General features: G+C 70.3%; 14 protein-coding genes. 10 read left to right on the top strand and 4 right to left on the bottom strand.

Going from position 1 to position 15,428, the window contains the following annotated elements:
• Positions 1 to 16 precede the first annotated feature (16 nt).
• From ABZ573_RS02860 to ABZ573_RS02815, 10 genes are all read left to right on the top strand, one after another.
• Entirely contained in the window at positions 17 to 886 is an 870-nt protein-coding gene (locus ABZ573_RS02860) for a branched-chain amino acid ABC transporter permease (RefSeq protein ID WP_358115076.1), read from the top strand.
• Positions 887 to 987: 101 nt separating this feature from the next.
• Positions 988 to 1,950 carry a branched-chain amino acid ABC transporter permease gene (locus ABZ573_RS02855; protein WP_358115073.1) on the top strand — a complete coding sequence of 321 codons (963 nt, stop codon included), beginning with the start codon at positions 988 to 990 and terminating at the stop codon, positions 1,948 to 1,950.
• Complete coding sequence (locus tag ABZ573_RS02850) at positions 1,947 to 2,744, top strand: ATP-binding cassette domain-containing protein (protein WP_358115071.1); 798 nt, start codon at positions 1,947 to 1,949, stop codon at positions 2,742 to 2,744. Before ABZ573_RS02855 ends, ABZ573_RS02850 begins: the two co-directional genes overlap by 4 nt.
• A complete protein-coding gene (locus ABZ573_RS02845) occupies positions 2,728 to 3,471 on the top strand; it encodes an ATP-binding cassette domain-containing protein (RefSeq protein WP_358115068.1) in 744 nt (247 codons plus the stop codon). The genes ABZ573_RS02850 and ABZ573_RS02845 overlap by 17 nt, the downstream gene beginning before the upstream one ends.
• Positions 3,468 to 4,424 (top strand): hypothetical protein, encoded by a 957-nt coding sequence (locus ABZ573_RS02840; RefSeq protein ID WP_358115065.1) that lies wholly within the window; start codon positions 3,468 to 3,470, stop codon positions 4,422 to 4,424. Before ABZ573_RS02845 ends, ABZ573_RS02840 begins: the two co-directional genes overlap by 4 nt.
• Positions 4,421 to 5,212, top strand: a complete 792-nt coding sequence (locus tag ABZ573_RS02835; protein ID WP_358115062.1) for a methyltransferase domain-containing protein — start codon at positions 4,421 to 4,423, stop codon at positions 5,210 to 5,212. The genes ABZ573_RS02840 and ABZ573_RS02835 overlap by 4 nt, the downstream gene beginning before the upstream one ends.
• 769 nt (positions 5,213 to 5,981) lie before the next feature.
• Positions 5,982 to 6,527 (top strand): hypothetical protein, encoded by a 546-nt coding sequence (locus ABZ573_RS02830; protein ID WP_358115059.1) that lies wholly within the window; start codon positions 5,982 to 5,984, stop codon positions 6,525 to 6,527.
• Positions 6,528 to 6,683: 156 nt separating this feature from the next.
• Positions 6,684 to 8,960, top strand: coding sequence for an AAA family ATPase (locus ABZ573_RS02825; RefSeq protein WP_358115056.1), 2,277 nt, complete (start codon positions 6,684 to 6,686; stop codon positions 8,958 to 8,960).
• A 56-nt stretch (positions 8,961 to 9,016) separates the two neighbouring features.
• Positions 9,017 to 10,171 carry a restriction endonuclease gene (locus ABZ573_RS02820; protein ID WP_358115054.1) on the top strand — a complete coding sequence of 385 codons (1,155 nt, stop codon included), beginning with the start codon at positions 9,017 to 9,019 and terminating at the stop codon, positions 10,169 to 10,171.
• Positions 10,172 to 10,320: 149 nt separating this feature from the next.
• Positions 10,321 to 11,187, top strand: coding sequence for a hypothetical protein (locus tag ABZ573_RS02815; protein ID WP_358115051.1), 867 nt, complete (start codon positions 10,321 to 10,323; stop codon positions 11,185 to 11,187).
• 165 nt (positions 11,188 to 11,352) lie between these two features.
• Here the strand turns inward: ABZ573_RS02815 and ABZ573_RS02810 are convergent, their stop codons facing one another.
• The 4 genes from ABZ573_RS02810 to ABZ573_RS02795 all read right to left on the bottom strand — a co-directional run bounded on the left by ABZ573_RS02810 (position 11,353) and on the right by ABZ573_RS02795 (position 15,373).
• Entirely contained in the window at positions 11,353 to 12,813 is a 1,461-nt protein-coding gene (locus ABZ573_RS02810; protein ID WP_358115048.1) for a tyrosine-type recombinase/integrase, read from the bottom strand.
• A 147-nt stretch (positions 12,814 to 12,960) separates the two neighbouring features.
• Positions 12,961 to 13,245 carry a DNA-binding protein gene (locus ABZ573_RS02805; protein ID WP_358115045.1) on the bottom strand — a complete coding sequence of 95 codons (285 nt, stop codon included), beginning with the start codon at positions 13,243 to 13,245 and terminating at the stop codon, positions 12,961 to 12,963.
• Between the two features lie 243 nt (positions 13,246 to 13,488).
• On the bottom strand, positions 13,489 to 14,457 hold the full coding sequence (locus ABZ573_RS02800; RefSeq protein ID WP_358116107.1) for a DNA methyltransferase: 969 nt from the start codon (positions 14,455 to 14,457) through the stop codon (positions 13,489 to 13,491).
• Positions 14,441 to 15,373: a hypothetical protein gene (locus ABZ573_RS02795; RefSeq protein WP_358115042.1), complete on the bottom strand. Its 933-nt coding sequence runs from the start codon at positions 15,371 to 15,373 to the stop codon at positions 14,441 to 14,443. The genes ABZ573_RS02800 and ABZ573_RS02795 overlap by 17 nt, the downstream gene beginning before the upstream one ends.
• Positions 15,374 to 15,428 lie beyond the last annotated feature (55 nt).

The raw sequence follows: 15,428 nt of genomic DNA, 5'->3' as shown, positions 1-15,428 counted from the left end.
AACGAAAGGGGGCACGGTGCGCGTGGACGCCTACCTGATACCCGCCGTCGACGGGGTCGCCTACGGGCTGCTCCTGGCGATTGCCGCCGCGGGCTTGACCGTCGCGTTCGGCGCCGGAGGTGTGCTCAACCTCGCGCACGGCACCCTGATCGCCGCCGGCGGCTACGTCGCCGCTGCCACCAGCGCGGGAACCTGGGCCAGCCTCGCCCTCGCCGCCGGCTACGCCACCCTCGTCGGGGCCGCCGGTGGTGGACTGCTCGCCGCCGCGACCGCCGGCCTGCGCGGCCGCGGGCATCTCGACCAGGCGCTGCTCACCTTCGGTGTCGCGCTCATCGGCGCGGACCTGCTCACCACCGCCTACGGCCACGACACCCTGAGACCCCGCCTGCCCGGGGCGCTGGAGACGACCGTGCGGGTCGCCGGGCACCGGTATCCGGTCGACCGGCTCGCCGTGCTCGGCATCGCCCTCGTGGTCGTCGCGACGGGGTACGTGCTGCTGCACCGCACCCGCGCCGGGCAGCTCGTCCGGGCCACGGTCGACGACCGGGCCATGGTCGCCGGCATCGGTGTGAACCCCCGCCTGGTGGACGCGGCGGTGCTGGTGGCCGCCGGGGCTCTCGCCGGTCTCGCCGGGGCGTTGACCACCCCGATCCTCGGCGTCGGCCCGCACACCGCCGACACCACCCTGCTGCTGTCCCTGATCATCGTGGTCTGCGGCGGTCTCGGCTCCGTTCCCGGCGCGCTCGCCGCCGCCCTCGCCGTCGGACTCGTGCAGACCGTCGGCGTGACGTCCTTCCCCACGGTTGCCCCGTACCTGCTGATCACCGCCATGGCCGTGGTGCTGCTGGCCCGCCGGACCAGCCTTCCCGGACGGGCACCCGCATGAGCAGCCCGGGACCCGGCATGCCACCGACGGTGGCACGGGCGCTGGCGCGACGCGGCCGGCCATGGGTGACACCTGGTCTGGCTGCTGCGGTGGTGGGCGTTGTGGCGTTGTCACCGAATCCGTATCTGCACGCCACCGCGGCGCGGATGCTGCCCCTGGCGGTGTTGGCGGTCAGCGTCGCGGCGGTCACCGGCCACGCGGGCCTGCCCACCCTCGGCCAGGTCGCCCCATACGCGGCCGGCGCCTACACCACCGCACGCCTCGCCCTCGCCGGCACCGACCTCGCCCTACTTCACCTGCTGGCAGCGGCCGGCGCGGGAGCCCTGACCGCCGCAGTGATCGGCGCGGTGCTGGTCCGCCACCGCCCCACGGTGTTCCTGATGCTCAGCCTCGCCGCCGCGGAACTGACCGCGATCACCGCCGCCCAGCGGCGGACGGTCAGCGGCGGCACCGACGGGCTCGCCGGGATCCCCGCCCCCCGCCTACTGCCCGGCGTGCCGCCACTGCTGGCCGACCGCACGGTACTGCTCTACGCCGCCGTCGTCGCGATCGCCGCAACAGCCGCCGCGATAGCGCTGCTCGGCGGTGACCGGCGGACGCTGCTGGCGGCCGTACGCGGCAACGCGGCCCGCGCCACGGCCAGCGGCCATCGAGTCACCACCTACCTGTGGGCGGTACATGCCGGCGCGGGCGCGGTGGCCGGCATCGGCGGGGCACTGCTGATCCACACCCACCGGTGGATCACCCCAGCCGACGTCGGCTTCACCACCGCCGCCCTCGCCCTGCTCGCCGTGGTCATCGGCGGCGCCATGTCGCTGCCCGGCGCCGCCACCGGCGCGATCGCGGTCCTCACGGTGCGAGACGTGGTCGCCGCCCCGCTGCCCGGCCACGCGCCCCTGCTGCTCGGTGCCCTCTTCGTCACCGCGGTGTATCTGCTGCCCGGCGGCCTCACCGCCCTACCCAACCGCCTCTCCCTCCGCCTTCACCCTCGCTCTGCCCACGGCACGGGCCACCCGGCCCCGGCAGACGAGGCGGGCCGATCCACTGTCAGGAGCACGCTGTGAAGACCGTCCACCGCATCGATCCCGACAACGTGCCCTCGCAGCGCCTACCGAGCGACATCGACCGTGCCCACGGCAACGGCCTGGTCGCCACCGGACTGCGTCACGCCTACGGCCGGCTGACCGTCCTCGACCTGGACGCGTTCACGGTCGCCCCCGGCGATCGGCACGCCGTCATCGGCCCCAACGGTGCCGGCAAGTCCACCCTGCTGGACCTGCTCGCGGGCACCACCCGCACCCAGACCGGCGCCATCACCTACAACGGGCAGGTCATCACCCGTCGCGGCGCGGCCTGGCGGGCACGCACGGGCATCGGGCGTACCTTCCAACACCCCATCGTCTACCCCGACCTCACGGTCCTCGACTGTGTGCGGATGGGCGGCTGGCACCACCGCCACCAGCCCGACCGCACACCAGCCGAGGTCCTCGACCTCGTCGGCCTCGCCGATCACGCCGGACAGGTAGCCGTCACGCTGTCGCACGGGCATCGCCGCATGCTCGACCTGGCCGTCGCGCTCGCCGGGCAGCCACGGGTGCTGCTGCTCGACGAACCCGCCGCCGGCCTCACCGACACCGAAACCAGCCGGCTCCTCGACATCCTCGGCAGCCTGCCCGGGTGGATGGCGGTCGTGCTCGTCGAGCACCACATGGACGTCGTGGCCGCCCTCGCGGACTGGATCACCGTGCTTCATAACGGCCGCCGCCACACCGACGGCCCCGCCGACACGGTGCGCGCCGACCCTGCCGTCGCCGCCCTCTACCTCGGCGCCGGGGGTGACGATGCTGCGCATCGGTGACCTCGCCGCCGGCTACCACGCCGACACCCCCGTCCTCCACCAGATCAACGTCGATTTGACGGCCGTCGCCGTGCACACGGTGGTCGGTCCCAACGGCGCCGGAAAGACCACCCTGCTGCACACCCTCGCCGGGCACCTGCGCCCCACCGCCGGGTGGGTCCTGCTCGACGGCCGCGACGTGACCGGCTGGACGCCTGTCCGCGCCGCTCGCGCCGGGGTCGCCCTCGCCCCGCAGGGCCGGCGGCTGTGGCCGTCGCTGACCGTCGCCGAACACCTCACCGTCACCCGGCCGCCCGCTCGCCACCCGAACACCCGCACCTGGACCGTGGACGAACTGCTGGAAATGTTCCCGGCCCTCGGGGCCCGGCTGCGTCACCGCGGCCACCAACTCTCCGGCGGGGAGCAGCAGATGCTCACCATCGCCCGCGCCCTGCGCACCGCGCCGCGGCTGCTGCTGTGCGACGAACCCACCGAAGGACTCGCCCCCGCCATGGCCGCGCACGTCACTCAAGCGCTGCGGGACCTGCCCCGCCACGGCGTGACCGTCCTCGCCGCTGTTCCGCACGCCCGCGCCGCCGCCACCCTCAGCGACGCCGTGCACGTCCTAGCCGGGGGGCGCCTTACCGGACCGATCACCACCAGCGGCGGGCAAGCCGAGCAGGCGCTGCGTGACCGCCTCGCCCTAGTCTCACCCACCCTGCCCAACCGTGAGCAGGCCCACCGGTGACCCCGGCAGCTGCGGCAACGACGGCCCTGGTGATGCTCGCCGCCACCGCCGTACCCGCCGCGACGATGCCGGCACCGATCCCCGCCCAGCCCAGGGCCGCGCACTGTCCCACCTCAGCGGCCCCGCAGCCCCGGCTTGCAGCGGCAGATACCACCACCGGCCATCAGGGCACCCCGGTGGCGTACCCGCAGCCGGCGCGCGCCCCGTTGCGGGCGCTGGCGGCACGCCTGCGGGCCAGCGCGTGCGACACCGCTGCGGGCCGGTATGACCTCGTGCACTACCGGCAGTGGAACAACCCCGCCCTCTCCGGGGCGGCGGTACGGGAGGTGGTCCGGTGGCGCGGCGACGACGGGTCCGGCGGCCAACTCGCCACCCAGCACCCCGCCAGCGTCGTTCCGGTCACCCACGACTGGTGGCGTCCCGGCGGCCTGTACCACGTCGGACCGATCGCCCCCTTCACCCGCACCGACGTGCTGCGGCGAGACCTCGGCATCAACGAGCTCCCACGAGCCGATCCCACCGAGATGCTGGCGGACCTGGCATATCTGTCGACCTGGTACAGCCCTCGTCGTGACGGCCGCGCCGCCGCCCTGACCGTTCTGGCCAGTCTGAGCCCGCTCACCTACTACCCGCGCGTGGTCGATCGTTCCGGCCGCCCAGGCATCGCCGTCGCCGCCACCAGCGGTGACCGGCGCGCCCTGCTCGTCCTGCATCCAATCACTGGGGAAGTCCTCGCCTACGAGTCCGCCCACCTGAGTCTCTCCGGGTGGCGCGCGGAGACGTACCTCCTCTACCTCGCCCACAGCCACGCCACCCGCCGCTGGTGGGAACCCGAAGCCCTCCCCCGGCCAGCCCCGCCACCCCGACCGCTGCACCCGCGACCGCAACAGCACTGGCTACTGACCACGCCCCTGCCCTGCCACACCACGACGACACGAGGAGCCACTCCATGACGGCCACCGCACCCACGCAGCGCTACCAGTTCCGCAACAGCCCCCACCAGCTCCACCCCCTGCAGGAGATGCTCGACCCGGTCACCCTCGACGACCTGACCCGCCTGGGCGTCACCGCCGGGCACACCGCCCTCGACGTCGGAGCCGGCGCCGGCTCCATCGCCCAGCACCTGTGCGAACTGGTCGGCCGCACCGGGAAGGTAATCGCCGTCGACATCGACACCAGCATGCTCAACCCCACCGGCGTTCTCGACGTCTACCAGCGCGACCTGCGCACCCAACCACTGCCGGTCGAACCCGGCACCATCGACATCGCCACCGCCCGCTGCGTCCTGGAACACCTACCGAACCGGCACCTGCTGCTCCACCAGATGATCAACGCGCTGCGCCCCGGCGGGCACCTCGTTCTCGGCGAGATCGTCTACGCACCCGTATCCGCGCACGCCCCCGCCGACAGCGACAACGAACTCATCACCCGCGTCGTGCACACCATCCTCGACGTCCTCGCCGGCCGCGGTGTCGACCTGCACTGGGGCGACAAGGTTCCGTCGGTCCTGCTCGCCAACGGCTTCGAGCAGGTCCACACCCGCTGGGCCGCCGAGACCTGGGCCGGGGGCAGCGCCGGCTGCCGCCTGTACGCCGACAACGCCACCCAGCTACGCGACCGGCTCCTCGCCCAGGACCTGTCCCACGACGAGCTGGACCGGTTCGCCGAGCTGATGGCCGACCCGGCGGTGCTGGTGCGCGGGTACCAGTTCGCATCCACCACCGCCCACAAGCCCCGCTGAACCCGGCACGCCGGGGGCAGCCGAAGCCGGTCGCCCCCGGCTGGGCCAGGAGATTATCGGGCCATCCGCGTGACCCCTCGCCGCAAAATACCTGGCGGAGCCACACCATGGTTCTTTATCCAGCCTGAGTTCCCCCGGTAGCTCGGAGACTTTCGATCGTGGTCTTATAGGCCCTGACCAGGAGGTTCTCTATGCCCGGGGTGAGTCAGTTGAGAGCTCGCTGCGCATGCGGCAGCGAGACTTCCCGCTCCGCAAAAATGGAAGCACGAGTACGTTCTCGATGTGAGTAGCTTCCCGGCCCAGGCCGCTCGCGTCCGAGACAGTCAGTTACCGCTGCGACGCCGGCTGCTCGCGCTACGCGAATGCGTCCTGCACTTCGCCCCATACGGGTTCCGAGCCACCTGGCACCACCTGGTCATCGCGGCTCACCTGCCCGCCAGGCTCGAGTCGGATCCAGACTCCCTGCTTCGGGCGGTCGCGGAAGTTGAGCGGGCTCGCCGGCTCTGGCTCACCGAAGCGCAGGCCTACACGTCGCGCCGCCGAGCGGAGAAGACGGCCGGGCGGCGCCAGCCACTCCCAGGCGACTGCTGGAACCGTTGGCCACATTGGCTGGCCTTCTGCCCGGATCCGGCAGTGCACCCCACGGAACCCATGGCCACCGTCGTGCGGCGGCTGATCACCGCATACCGATCAGGACAGGTCTCGGCGGACCGTTGCCCAGTGTGCGGAACGTCCCGCCTACCCTTGCAAGCCTTGCCCGACCTGCGGAGTGCGCTCCTGGAACCCGTCGGCCTATCCCTGGAACCTCGCCGCCACCCAGCCAGCAACCCCGTCAGGCATCGGGTGGCCGTGGAACCTGATCTGGCACCGGCTGGTTCCGACGAACACCACCGTGGGCGGCGGCGATGTCACCAAGTTCCGGGCGGAATGCACCCCGACTAGCCACGACGGGCGCTTCGGCATCTTCCAGCTCTACGGCCGCGGAACAGCTCTCGGCGATGCGACCGCTACCGCCCTATATCCCCACGTCAAGAACCTGCGGGCCCTGTGCGATGCGGCCAAAAGCGTAGGCACACGGCGACCGAAGCCGCTCATCCTCGGCGACACCTTCGATCACCTAACCCTTATGCTGGAGGCCACCGAGCAAGACCTGATCTTTCACTTCGCCACGGCTCCAGCAAACCAATGGGCCGAACCACCGCCATGGGCACCGCCACCAGAACGGGAGATACGCCTTCTGGTGAGGCGCACCGAGGTAATCGAGGCATGGCATGCGGCGGAGCCGGCCTTCCAGCGCATCCTCAGCAGATCCTGACTGCTGCGGCGCGCGCCACACCAAAGCTTTTGGACCGTTTGGGGTCTGGGCTGCCGGGTGGCTGCGTCGGTAGATTACGTCGGACGTGTCTAGACCGCTGCTGGCCATCCGATTGATGGCAGCTGTTGAGGGGCGAGGTCGGGTATGGAAGACCAAGTGATCATTCCTTCACGGGCCGACGACATGGTGCGGTCCGTCGGCCGCGAGTTTATCGACGTCGGACTTGGTCAGGCCCGATCGGTCTTCCTTCCCGGTAGATCTGTGTGGACGCAGGCGGCCGCAGCGGAGCTGTTCCGTGTCTACAACGAGCGCCCGGACGAGGGCTCCGACCCGTTTATGGTCAAGCTGCGAGGACAACTCGATGGCGCTTCCGATGAGGCGAAGCTGTTAGCTGCGGAGCTCTTGGCGCTGCATGCGCTGCCGCTACGCAACCTCACCGCAGCAACAAAGCGGAGGCGGGTCGAGTCCGTGCTGGCGTGGATGCGCACGCCTGCGGCGGTGCCGGAGGCCGTCCTGGCTGCGTTCCAGCAGCATACTTGGAATGGCGGCACCGGGGCACACACGATGCTGTGGAAGTGGCTCGCCGACGCGGTCGAGTTCCTCCTGGCATGGTGGGCGCTGCCCGAAGAACGGCGCGCCTCGGCCCTGACTGATCCATGGGTATGGCAGGAAGTCGTGTACGGGAAGAAGTTGATGGCGTCGCTCCGGGAGGCGCTGCTCTACCTCGGGTTTCCGACGCACTTCTTGCCGATCGTCAACGTCGCCCATAAGCGGGCGATTCGCGACGCGTTCGCCCTGAGTGCAGACGTGGTGCCCACCAACGACCTCAATCGGGACCTTTTCCAGATCACCGTTCGGGTGCAGGAGCAGGTTGGTGGGCAACGGGTTGACTTCTATCGACCCCCGTTTGCTAGCCAGTGGAAGTCGCCTCCTCAAGGGCGGCGTGCTTGGCTGGTTCGGCCGCGGGGAGCCGACGACATGCTCGACGCCTGGAAACGCGACGGGGCGGTCTGGCTCGTGGCCACCCATCTTGGCGAGGTCCGCCCGGGCGCCGAGCGGTCCGACGTCCGGGCCGCCGTAGATGCCGGTTTCGGGCATCTGGACTACGCTGGCCGGCTGGTGCTCGCCACGGAGTACCACGCCTTCCTGTCGCTGATGAATGTTGAGGACATCGTGGCGACGGTCGTGGACGACCGACTCCACCTCGGTGTAATCGATGGCGATCCAGAATACGTCTCGGATGACGACGGTGTTTGGCTGCGCAGGTCGGTGCAGTGGGTTGCAATAGAAGCCCTCACGGTGGACACTCTTCCGGCACCGCTGCCCGCTGAGCTGGATCAACAGGGCATCGTCGTCGATCTGACCGGCGCTCTTGAGGTACTCACCGCGCTGGTCGAGAAGGTGGTCGAGCCGGCGAATCCGGGGGCGGACGATGGCGGACGCGGGCCGGAGTTGGGGCAGGTGATGCCTGTGCTGGCGGCCGCCACCGACGACCTCGCTGATCGTCTGCACCTGTCTCGACGTTGGTTGCAGGACCTACTGGCTCTGTGGCATGAGCGCTCCCAGGTTGTGCTCTTCGGCCCACCCGGCACTGGTAAGACGTTCATCGCCCAGGCCATCGCCCGGCACATCGCCGACCGGGACGCCATTCGGTTGGTCCAGTTCCATCCCTCCTACGCCTACGAGGACTTCTTTGAGGGGTTCCGGCCGGTCGAGGGCGCGGACGGCGGAGCCGTGGGTTTTGCCAAAGTGCCGGGACCACTGCGGGAGGTCGCCGCTGCGGCCAAGGCGAACCCTGGCAAGCCGCACGTCCTGGTCATAGATGAAATTAACCGGGCAAACCTGGCCAAGGTTTTCGGTGAGCTGTACTTTCTCCTGGAATACCGGCAGGCCACCGTCCGCCTTCAGTACTCGCCGGCGGAGGCGTTCAACCTGCCGCCCAACGTCTTGCTCATCGGCACCATGAACACCGCAGACCGGTCGATTGCTCTAGTTGATGCCGCCATCCGGCGCCGCTTTGCGTTCGTCGAGCTGCACCCCGACGAGGAACCGGTCAGATCAGTGCTGAACGAGTGGCTGAAGAAGCGGGGCAAGGCCGATGATGCACGGCCGGCACTGCTGCGTGCCCTCAACGAGGCGATCGGGGAGTCGGACCACGACTTCAAGATCGGCCCCTCCTACCTCATGCGACCAGGCGCAGACCACGAGGGCGGACTCGACCGAGTCTGGGACCACGACCTGCTGCCGCTGCTGGAGGAGCACTACGCAGGGCGCCTGTCACGCGCGGCGGTTCGCAGCAAGTTTGGCCTCCCGGCTATCCGTCTGCGGCTGAGCGCCGGGCTGCCCAACGGCCCGCATGGCGGTAACGGCACGGACCCCGGATACGTTTTGGCGGTGCCAGACGGTGCCAACGCAGCTGCGGGCGAGGCGTGAACTCCATCAGTGTGGCGGAACCTGTCGTCCTGACAGAGGTCGGGACCAAGGAGGTCGTGCTGCCGCTGGACGACAACCAAGTGGCGGCCCTGCGCGCGGCCGACCTGGTGACCGTGCGCCGAACGGCCAGCGGTCAATGGAAGCTCAAGGCTGGCCGCAAGGTCGGTGCGATCCGGATCGGCAACATCGAGATCGAGGTGACGCCGAAGGTCGGCATTGCCAACATGCTCTTCTTCCTCGGCTACGCGACGCACCCGGGATTCCGCCCCGAAGACGTGGCAGGCATCCCGACCACCGGCCTGTGGCCCGCGCTGGCCACGTCGCTGATCCGCCATATCCGCCGGGCACTGGCCTCGGGTCTACTGCGCGGATACACCACCGTCGACGACGCCCTACCACTCGTCCGCGGACGGATCCGGTTCGGTGACCACATAGCCAGCCGCCCAGGCATACCGCTGCCCGTAGAGGTGCAGTACGACGAGTACAGCGAAGACATCCCCGAGAACCGAATCTTACGCACGGCCATACGACGTATGCTCGCCGTGCCGCGGCTTAGGCCGGCCGACCAGGCCGATCTGATCGAGCTGGACTCACGCATGGCCGGCGTGACCGTGTTGCCGCCAGGCGCCCTACCGCCCATCTGGCACAACAGCCGGCTCAACGCCCGTTACGCCCCGGCGCTCCGCCTTAGCGAGCTGATCCTGCAGCACTGCTCCGCCGATCCAGGCGCCGGCCCCCACACCATCGCGGCTTTCGTGGTCAACATGGAGAAGGTATTCGAAGCGTTCATCGGCGCCGCGCTGCGCGAGGCACTGTCGATCTATCCCGGCCACACCGAAACCCCAGCCAAGGGCGCGCTCGATGAAGAGAAAGCCATCCGGATCGAGCCGGACGTCCTGCACGTCATCAACGGGCAACCGGCTGCGGTGTTCGACGCCAAGTACAAGATCGAACCTGGCGCGGGAAAGCCCACCAACCCCGACGTCTACCAGATGCTCGCCTACTGCACCGCGCTGAACCTCCGCATCGGATGGATCATCTACGCCGAAGGTACAGAACCGCCCACAACGTGGCGCATCCGCAACTCTGGCACCATGATCGGCTATCGGCCCCTCAACCTGCGCCAACCACCTGACGAACTACTGAAAGACGTGCGGTACTTCGCTGACTCGGCCATGCGCGAAGCTGTACCACTTCGCCATCGTGCTTGATCCGTGGTGGCCGTTTGCCGGCGTACAGGTCCGAGCACAGAGGTAGGTACGGCGCAAGTGCACACCGCGCCGATCTCGACCTGCGCACGGCGACTGCCCGGACGCACTGTTGACATCTTGATCTTGCCGGTCACGTAGTGTGTCGCGCCATGACGATGACCGATGACGCTCCGGACGCTGCGATCGAGCGGGTCTTGGACGAGGCGTACGCGGCGTTCGACGCCGAGCGGTACGACCGCGCCGGTGAGCTGCTGGCGGGGGTGGCCGCCGGGGTGGCGCCCGGTCTCGCCAAGGCGCTCTGGTTTGATGCCGCGTTGTGCGCTCTGCGGATGCGGGACTGGCCGTCCGCCCGTGACCGTGGCTTGCAGGCGGTCCGGTTTGTCGAGCGCGGTGCGAACGAGCCGGCGTACTGGAACCTCGGCACCGCCGCGACCGCACTGCGGGACTGGGACCTGGCCCGTGACTGCTGGGCCGGCTTCGGGATGGAGCCGCTACCGGGCACCGGCCCGATCGACATCGACGGTGGACCCACCTGCGTCCGACTCGGCATCGGCGAGGTGGTCTGGGCCAGACGGATCGACCCTGTCCGGGCTCGTGTCCTCAACGTGCCGTTCGATCCGTCGCGCCGGTACGGCGAGATCGTCCTGCACAGCGGCGCCCCGAGCGGCGAGCGGGTCTCCGGCGGTGTCACCTACCCCGTCTTCGACGAGATCGAACTGTTCGAGGCGTCGCCGCTGGCAACGCTGGCCGTCAGGGTCACCGCCCGAGACGCCGACGACATCGAGGACCTGTCGGCGCGGTTCGCGCGGGACGGATACGGCATGGAGGTCCTCAACAGCCGGGTTGACCGGTGCTCCTGCTGCAGCGAGGGCACCCACCGCAGCGAACGGGGCCGCTTCGACGGCGAACAACCGCTGTTCATCGCCGCACCCGAGGACACCGCCCACGCGGTCCTTGACACTTGGACGCGGGACCGCCCGGACGCACGCTCCTGGACAGACCTACATCCAGCGTGACGTGGCCCCGATCAGCGGGCTGAAGTGAGCCGATGCCGAGGATCCGGACGACTACGACGATGAGTAGACGGATCGGCCGGGAGTGCCCGCTCTCCGCGCCGGGGTGCGGTGGGCACCCTGGCGCCGCCGCCGTGCACGTCTCGGCCATCGGACTTCCGTCTTCCGTTACGCGGTCTTTGGGCGGCGTCGGTCGATCGTGTTGGCCACCGCGTCGGCGGCGCTGCGGTGCAGTTCCTTGGTGACGCTCTGGTAGGTGTCGCGGGTGAGGGTGGTGGTGGAGTGGCCGAGTTGTTCGGCGAGGACCTTGATGTCGACGCCGGCATCGAGGGCCACGGTGGCGGCGCCGTGGCGGAGGTCGTGCAGCCGGATCGGAGGCAGCCCAGCCTTGCGGACGAGCCTGCGGAAGCGTTGGGTGACGGCGTTGGGGTGCCAGGGCTGTCCGTCGGGCCGGACGAAGAACAGGCCGGTGTCGGGCCAGCTGCTGCCGGCGGCAAGCTGCCAGGCGGCGCGGCGGGCCTTGTAGGCGGCGAGGACCTTGACGGTCTCGGCGTCGAGCATCAGGTCGCGGGTGCCGGCCCTGCTCTTGGGGGGCTTCTGCACCGCCGTGTAGCCGTGGGTGGCGATCTGGTTGTTGATCGTCGTCTCGCGGCGGTCGAGGCGGACCTCGCTGTCGCGCAACCCGCACGCCTCACCCCGGCGGGGCCCGCGGTAGGCCATGTAGTGCCACATCGGGTACAGGTCGGGGGCGTGAGCGGCTGCGTAGTCGAGGAACCGCACGATCTGCGTGTCGGTCCACACCATCACGGGGCCGGGCACCTCCCCGGTGGCCTCCCACCGCCGTACCCGTTCGTCCTCCCAGACGACGGGCAGCGGCCGGCTGGCGGGAGTCTTGACCAGCGCCGCGGGATTGGAGCCGACGATGAGTTCGTCGGCGAGGGCGTCGTTGATCGCCTTGCGTAGGCAGGCGCGGATGCGCTGACGGGTCGAGGGCCCGGTCGAGCGGACACCGGCGACCGTGGCGCGGACCGCGGGATCGGTGCTGGCTTTCGCGGTACGGATCTCCTCGTTGCGGTTCTCGATGGCGGTGAACATGGCACGGACGTGGCCGGTACGCAGCTTGTCCAACGGGATCTGGCCGAGATGCGGGATGAGGTGTACCCGCACGATCGACTCGTAGCCACGGATGGTGTTGGCGTCGATGGTGAGCTCGCTGACCCATTGGATGAGGTACTCGGCCACGGTCGGCATCTGTCCGAGTGGGCCGTCGCCGCGCAGCCGCTGACGTACGCCGTCGATGTCGGGAAGGATGCCGCCGGCACGGACCGTGGCTTGGAGCAGGTCGGCGATCTCGGTGCGGCGGCGGCGGTCGTGTCCGGCCAGCGCGAGAAGCGTGCGGGCGTGGTCGAGTTCGGCGGCGGCCTCGCGTCGGCTGTCCAACCCGGCGCGGCGCAGTTGCCGGCGGCGGCCGTCGCCGGTGGCGGGAAGTTCGAGTTGGTAGGCCCAGTGGCCGTGCTCGGAACTCCAGGCGCGGTTCGGTCGGCGCAGCTTCGGGCAGGCGTTGCCGAAGGGCTTGCCGGTGTCGGGCTGGCGGCATCCGCAGCGTTTGAAGATGCTTCCGTCTGGCATGGCAGGTGGTGCTCCCGTTCGTGAGGGGGCCGGGGCATCGGTTTCGTCGATCGACATCCACGCGTGACGGGCGGGCGGAATCAAGTCGTGACGCCCGGTCCGGCCGGCTGGCTCGCGCCTGGCTGGGAAGGTGGGTCGTGGGTGGGCTCAGCGCGGTTCCCGGCCGGTGGCGTCCGTGCCGCCGGCCACGTGCCCGCCGGTGTCATTCCCCGTAACGTCGTCGGTGCCGTCGACCGACGGCGCTGGTGGCTCAAGGTGCAGGGCCCGCAGGATCGGGGCGGTTGGTACGCGATAGTGGGCACCGGCGCGGAACAGGGGCGTTGGGAAGGCGCCGCGTGCTGCGAGCTTGTAGGCCGCCGAGCGGGATATGCCGAGAATGGCCGCGGCGGTCGCGAGATCCGTGGTCGTGCCCAGCGCCGTGATGCGTTCCACGGTCCACGTCATGGGCGTGCTGCCGGTCGCTGAGGTCGATGTGGGTCTGCGGGTTCGTCGTGACGGCACGGGAGTGGCTCCTTACGGGGGCCGTCGTCGCGCTGCGCGACGACAGCGGCGAGGAATCGGCTGCGTTCACTGCTGATGCGAACAGAAGAGGCCGCCTGCCCTGGGCGACCAGCAGCGGGAGCGTGGCACTCTGCACACTGGCGCCCAGGGACAGGTAGCGGTGATCGGGTGCGGTCAGAGCACCGTTCCGGCTTCCGTCGCCGGACTCTTGATGAACACGAGGACGTCCTCGTGCGCGATCAGGTGCATGGGGGTGCCGGCCGCCCGCGCCCTGCGTACGGCCTGTAGTTGGAAGAACGACGGTCGGGCCACGAGCCCGCCGTCGCGGACAGCGGCGAGCAGCGCCACGCACCGGTCGACGGGAGTGAGGCCAGCCCGTGTGCCAGCGCCGATGACGGCTGACGGAAGATCCACCAGTTCGCCGTGCTTGCGCCACGGTCGGGCGGTCACGACGACGACTCCGCCGGGCTTGAGCAGGGTATGGCAGCCGGCGAGGATCCGGGCGAATCCGTCGGCGAGCCCGGTGAGGTCGCGGTAGGCGAGGTTCCCCCGATCCGTACCGTCGTTGTAGGTGTTGTCGAACTTCGCCACGCCGTCGGTGCCGGGCCGGACCAGGCCGTGCACGGTCGGCCCGTACGGCGGCGAGGTCACCACGAGAGCTACCTGGCCGGCCAGGGCCGCCGGCACCAGCGACAGGATGCTGGTGGAGTCGCCACGGATGACACCGGCGCGGCCGGTGGCGCCATGGGTGTGGGCGTGCTTGATGTTGGCGTCGGCGATGTCGGACCAGCGGGACTCGTACTCGACCCCGATCGCGTCGCGGCCGGCGTGGATCGCCTCGACCAGGGTCGTGCCGATCCCGCACATCGGGTCGAGCACCAGGTCCCCGGGCGCGGTGTAGGCGGCCACGGCGTGCGCGGCGATCGCCGGAAGCATCCGTGCCGGGTGTTGCACCGACTCGCGGACGTACCGGCCGCGGCGCTGGACGGGGCCGGTGGCCTGCGCGGTGGCCCACACCGACAGCCGCTCCGCCGCAGCGGGGTGCCGTTCTCCGCCGGTACTGTCCGCGGCGCCGCTGGTGGTAGCCCGCTCGTCGGGCTCGGCCGCTACGGGGTCTCTGCGGTGCTCACCCACGGCGACCACCGCCGTCACGCCCACCCCGCCGATGCGAGGGCTGGCGCTGGCCCTGGGCCTGGCTGAACACCATCAGGTCCGCGTGGGCCCGCAGGTGCGCCACCTGCCGCCGCTGGTTGGCGGTGCTGGCGAGGGTGAGCAGTTCCTCGTCGGTGACGTGGTAGACGAACGCGTCCCCGTCGGTCTCGGCGGTGACCGCCACGAGGTGCTGCAGGTAGCCCAGTCCGACGCTGGCGGCGGCCCGGACCACACCGGAGTAGTCCTCCGGGGTGGCGGTGATGCCGGCCGGGACGGTGCCGACGAGGATCAGGCAGCCGCCCGGTTGCAGCAGCGCGGCGCAGGCCGTCAGCAGCCGCGGCAGCCGGGCCTGGTGGGCGGTGGCGTTGGCGTCGAGCGGCCAGCAGGTGACCACGAGACTCGTTGCTGCCTGCAGGGAGTCGCCAGACGGCAGATCGGCCACCGGTTCGGCCGGCGGGTGCAGATCGGGGTCAGTCAGGTCGTCACCGAACCAGGCGCCCATCTCCGGAAGCTCGTCCTCCTCGTCCAGGTCCGCGCCCGTGGTGATACCAGCGGCCGGCGAGATCGGGGTAGCCGGGCCGACGATCAGGCTGGACGCCCCGGTGAACCAGGCCGGATGGTGACGACGGTCCCCCGCCGCGCAGGACCGGGCGAGAGCGTGGCCGGTGGTGAGATCGACGACCGCCTCACCAGGACGGCTGTAGGCGCTGATGAGCCGGGCGGCAAGCCGGGCTCCGACGCTGTGGCCGGCGTCCTCCGGGGTACGGGCGGTGCGCCAGACGGTGAGTGGTACCGGCGGGTCGCCGGCGACCAGGTCGGTCGGTGTCGGGTCGACCTCGGCGTACGGGCCGGTGTCGACGGTCGGGCCGAGACGGGGATCGTGGTGCTGCGACGTGTGCTCGCTCATGTGGCGTCGGCTCCACGCCGCGCCGTGATGCGCTGACACCCTCAAACCGGTTTTT

This window comes from Micromonospora sp. NPDC007220 (genome assembly GCF_040634035.1).
Classification (GTDB): domain Bacteria; phylum Actinomycetota; class Actinomycetes; order Mycobacteriales; family Micromonosporaceae; genus Micromonospora; species Micromonospora reichwaldensis.
Note: the sequence above shows the minus strand (reverse complement) of the source record. Positions and strands in the feature narration are given on the sequence as shown.

Coding starts and splice junctions, on each gene's coding strand:
- ABZ573_RS02810 (WP_358115048.1), bottom strand. CDS start 12,813: ATGCCAGACGGAAGCATCTTCAAACGCTGCGGATGCCGCCAGCCCGAC.
- ABZ573_RS02835 (WP_358115062.1), top strand. CDS start 4,421: ATGACGGCCACCGCACCCACGCAGCGCTACCAGTTCCGCAACAGCCCC.
- ABZ573_RS02815 (WP_358115051.1), top strand. CDS start 10,321: ATGACGATGACCGATGACGCTCCGGACGCTGCGATCGAGCGGGTCTTG.
- ABZ573_RS02845 (WP_358115068.1), top strand. CDS start 2,728: ATGCTGCGCATCGGTGACCTCGCCGCCGGCTACCACGCCGACACCCCC.
- ABZ573_RS02795 (WP_358115042.1), bottom strand. CDS start 15,373: ATGAGCGAGCACACGTCGCAGCACCACGATCCCCGTCTCGGCCCGACC.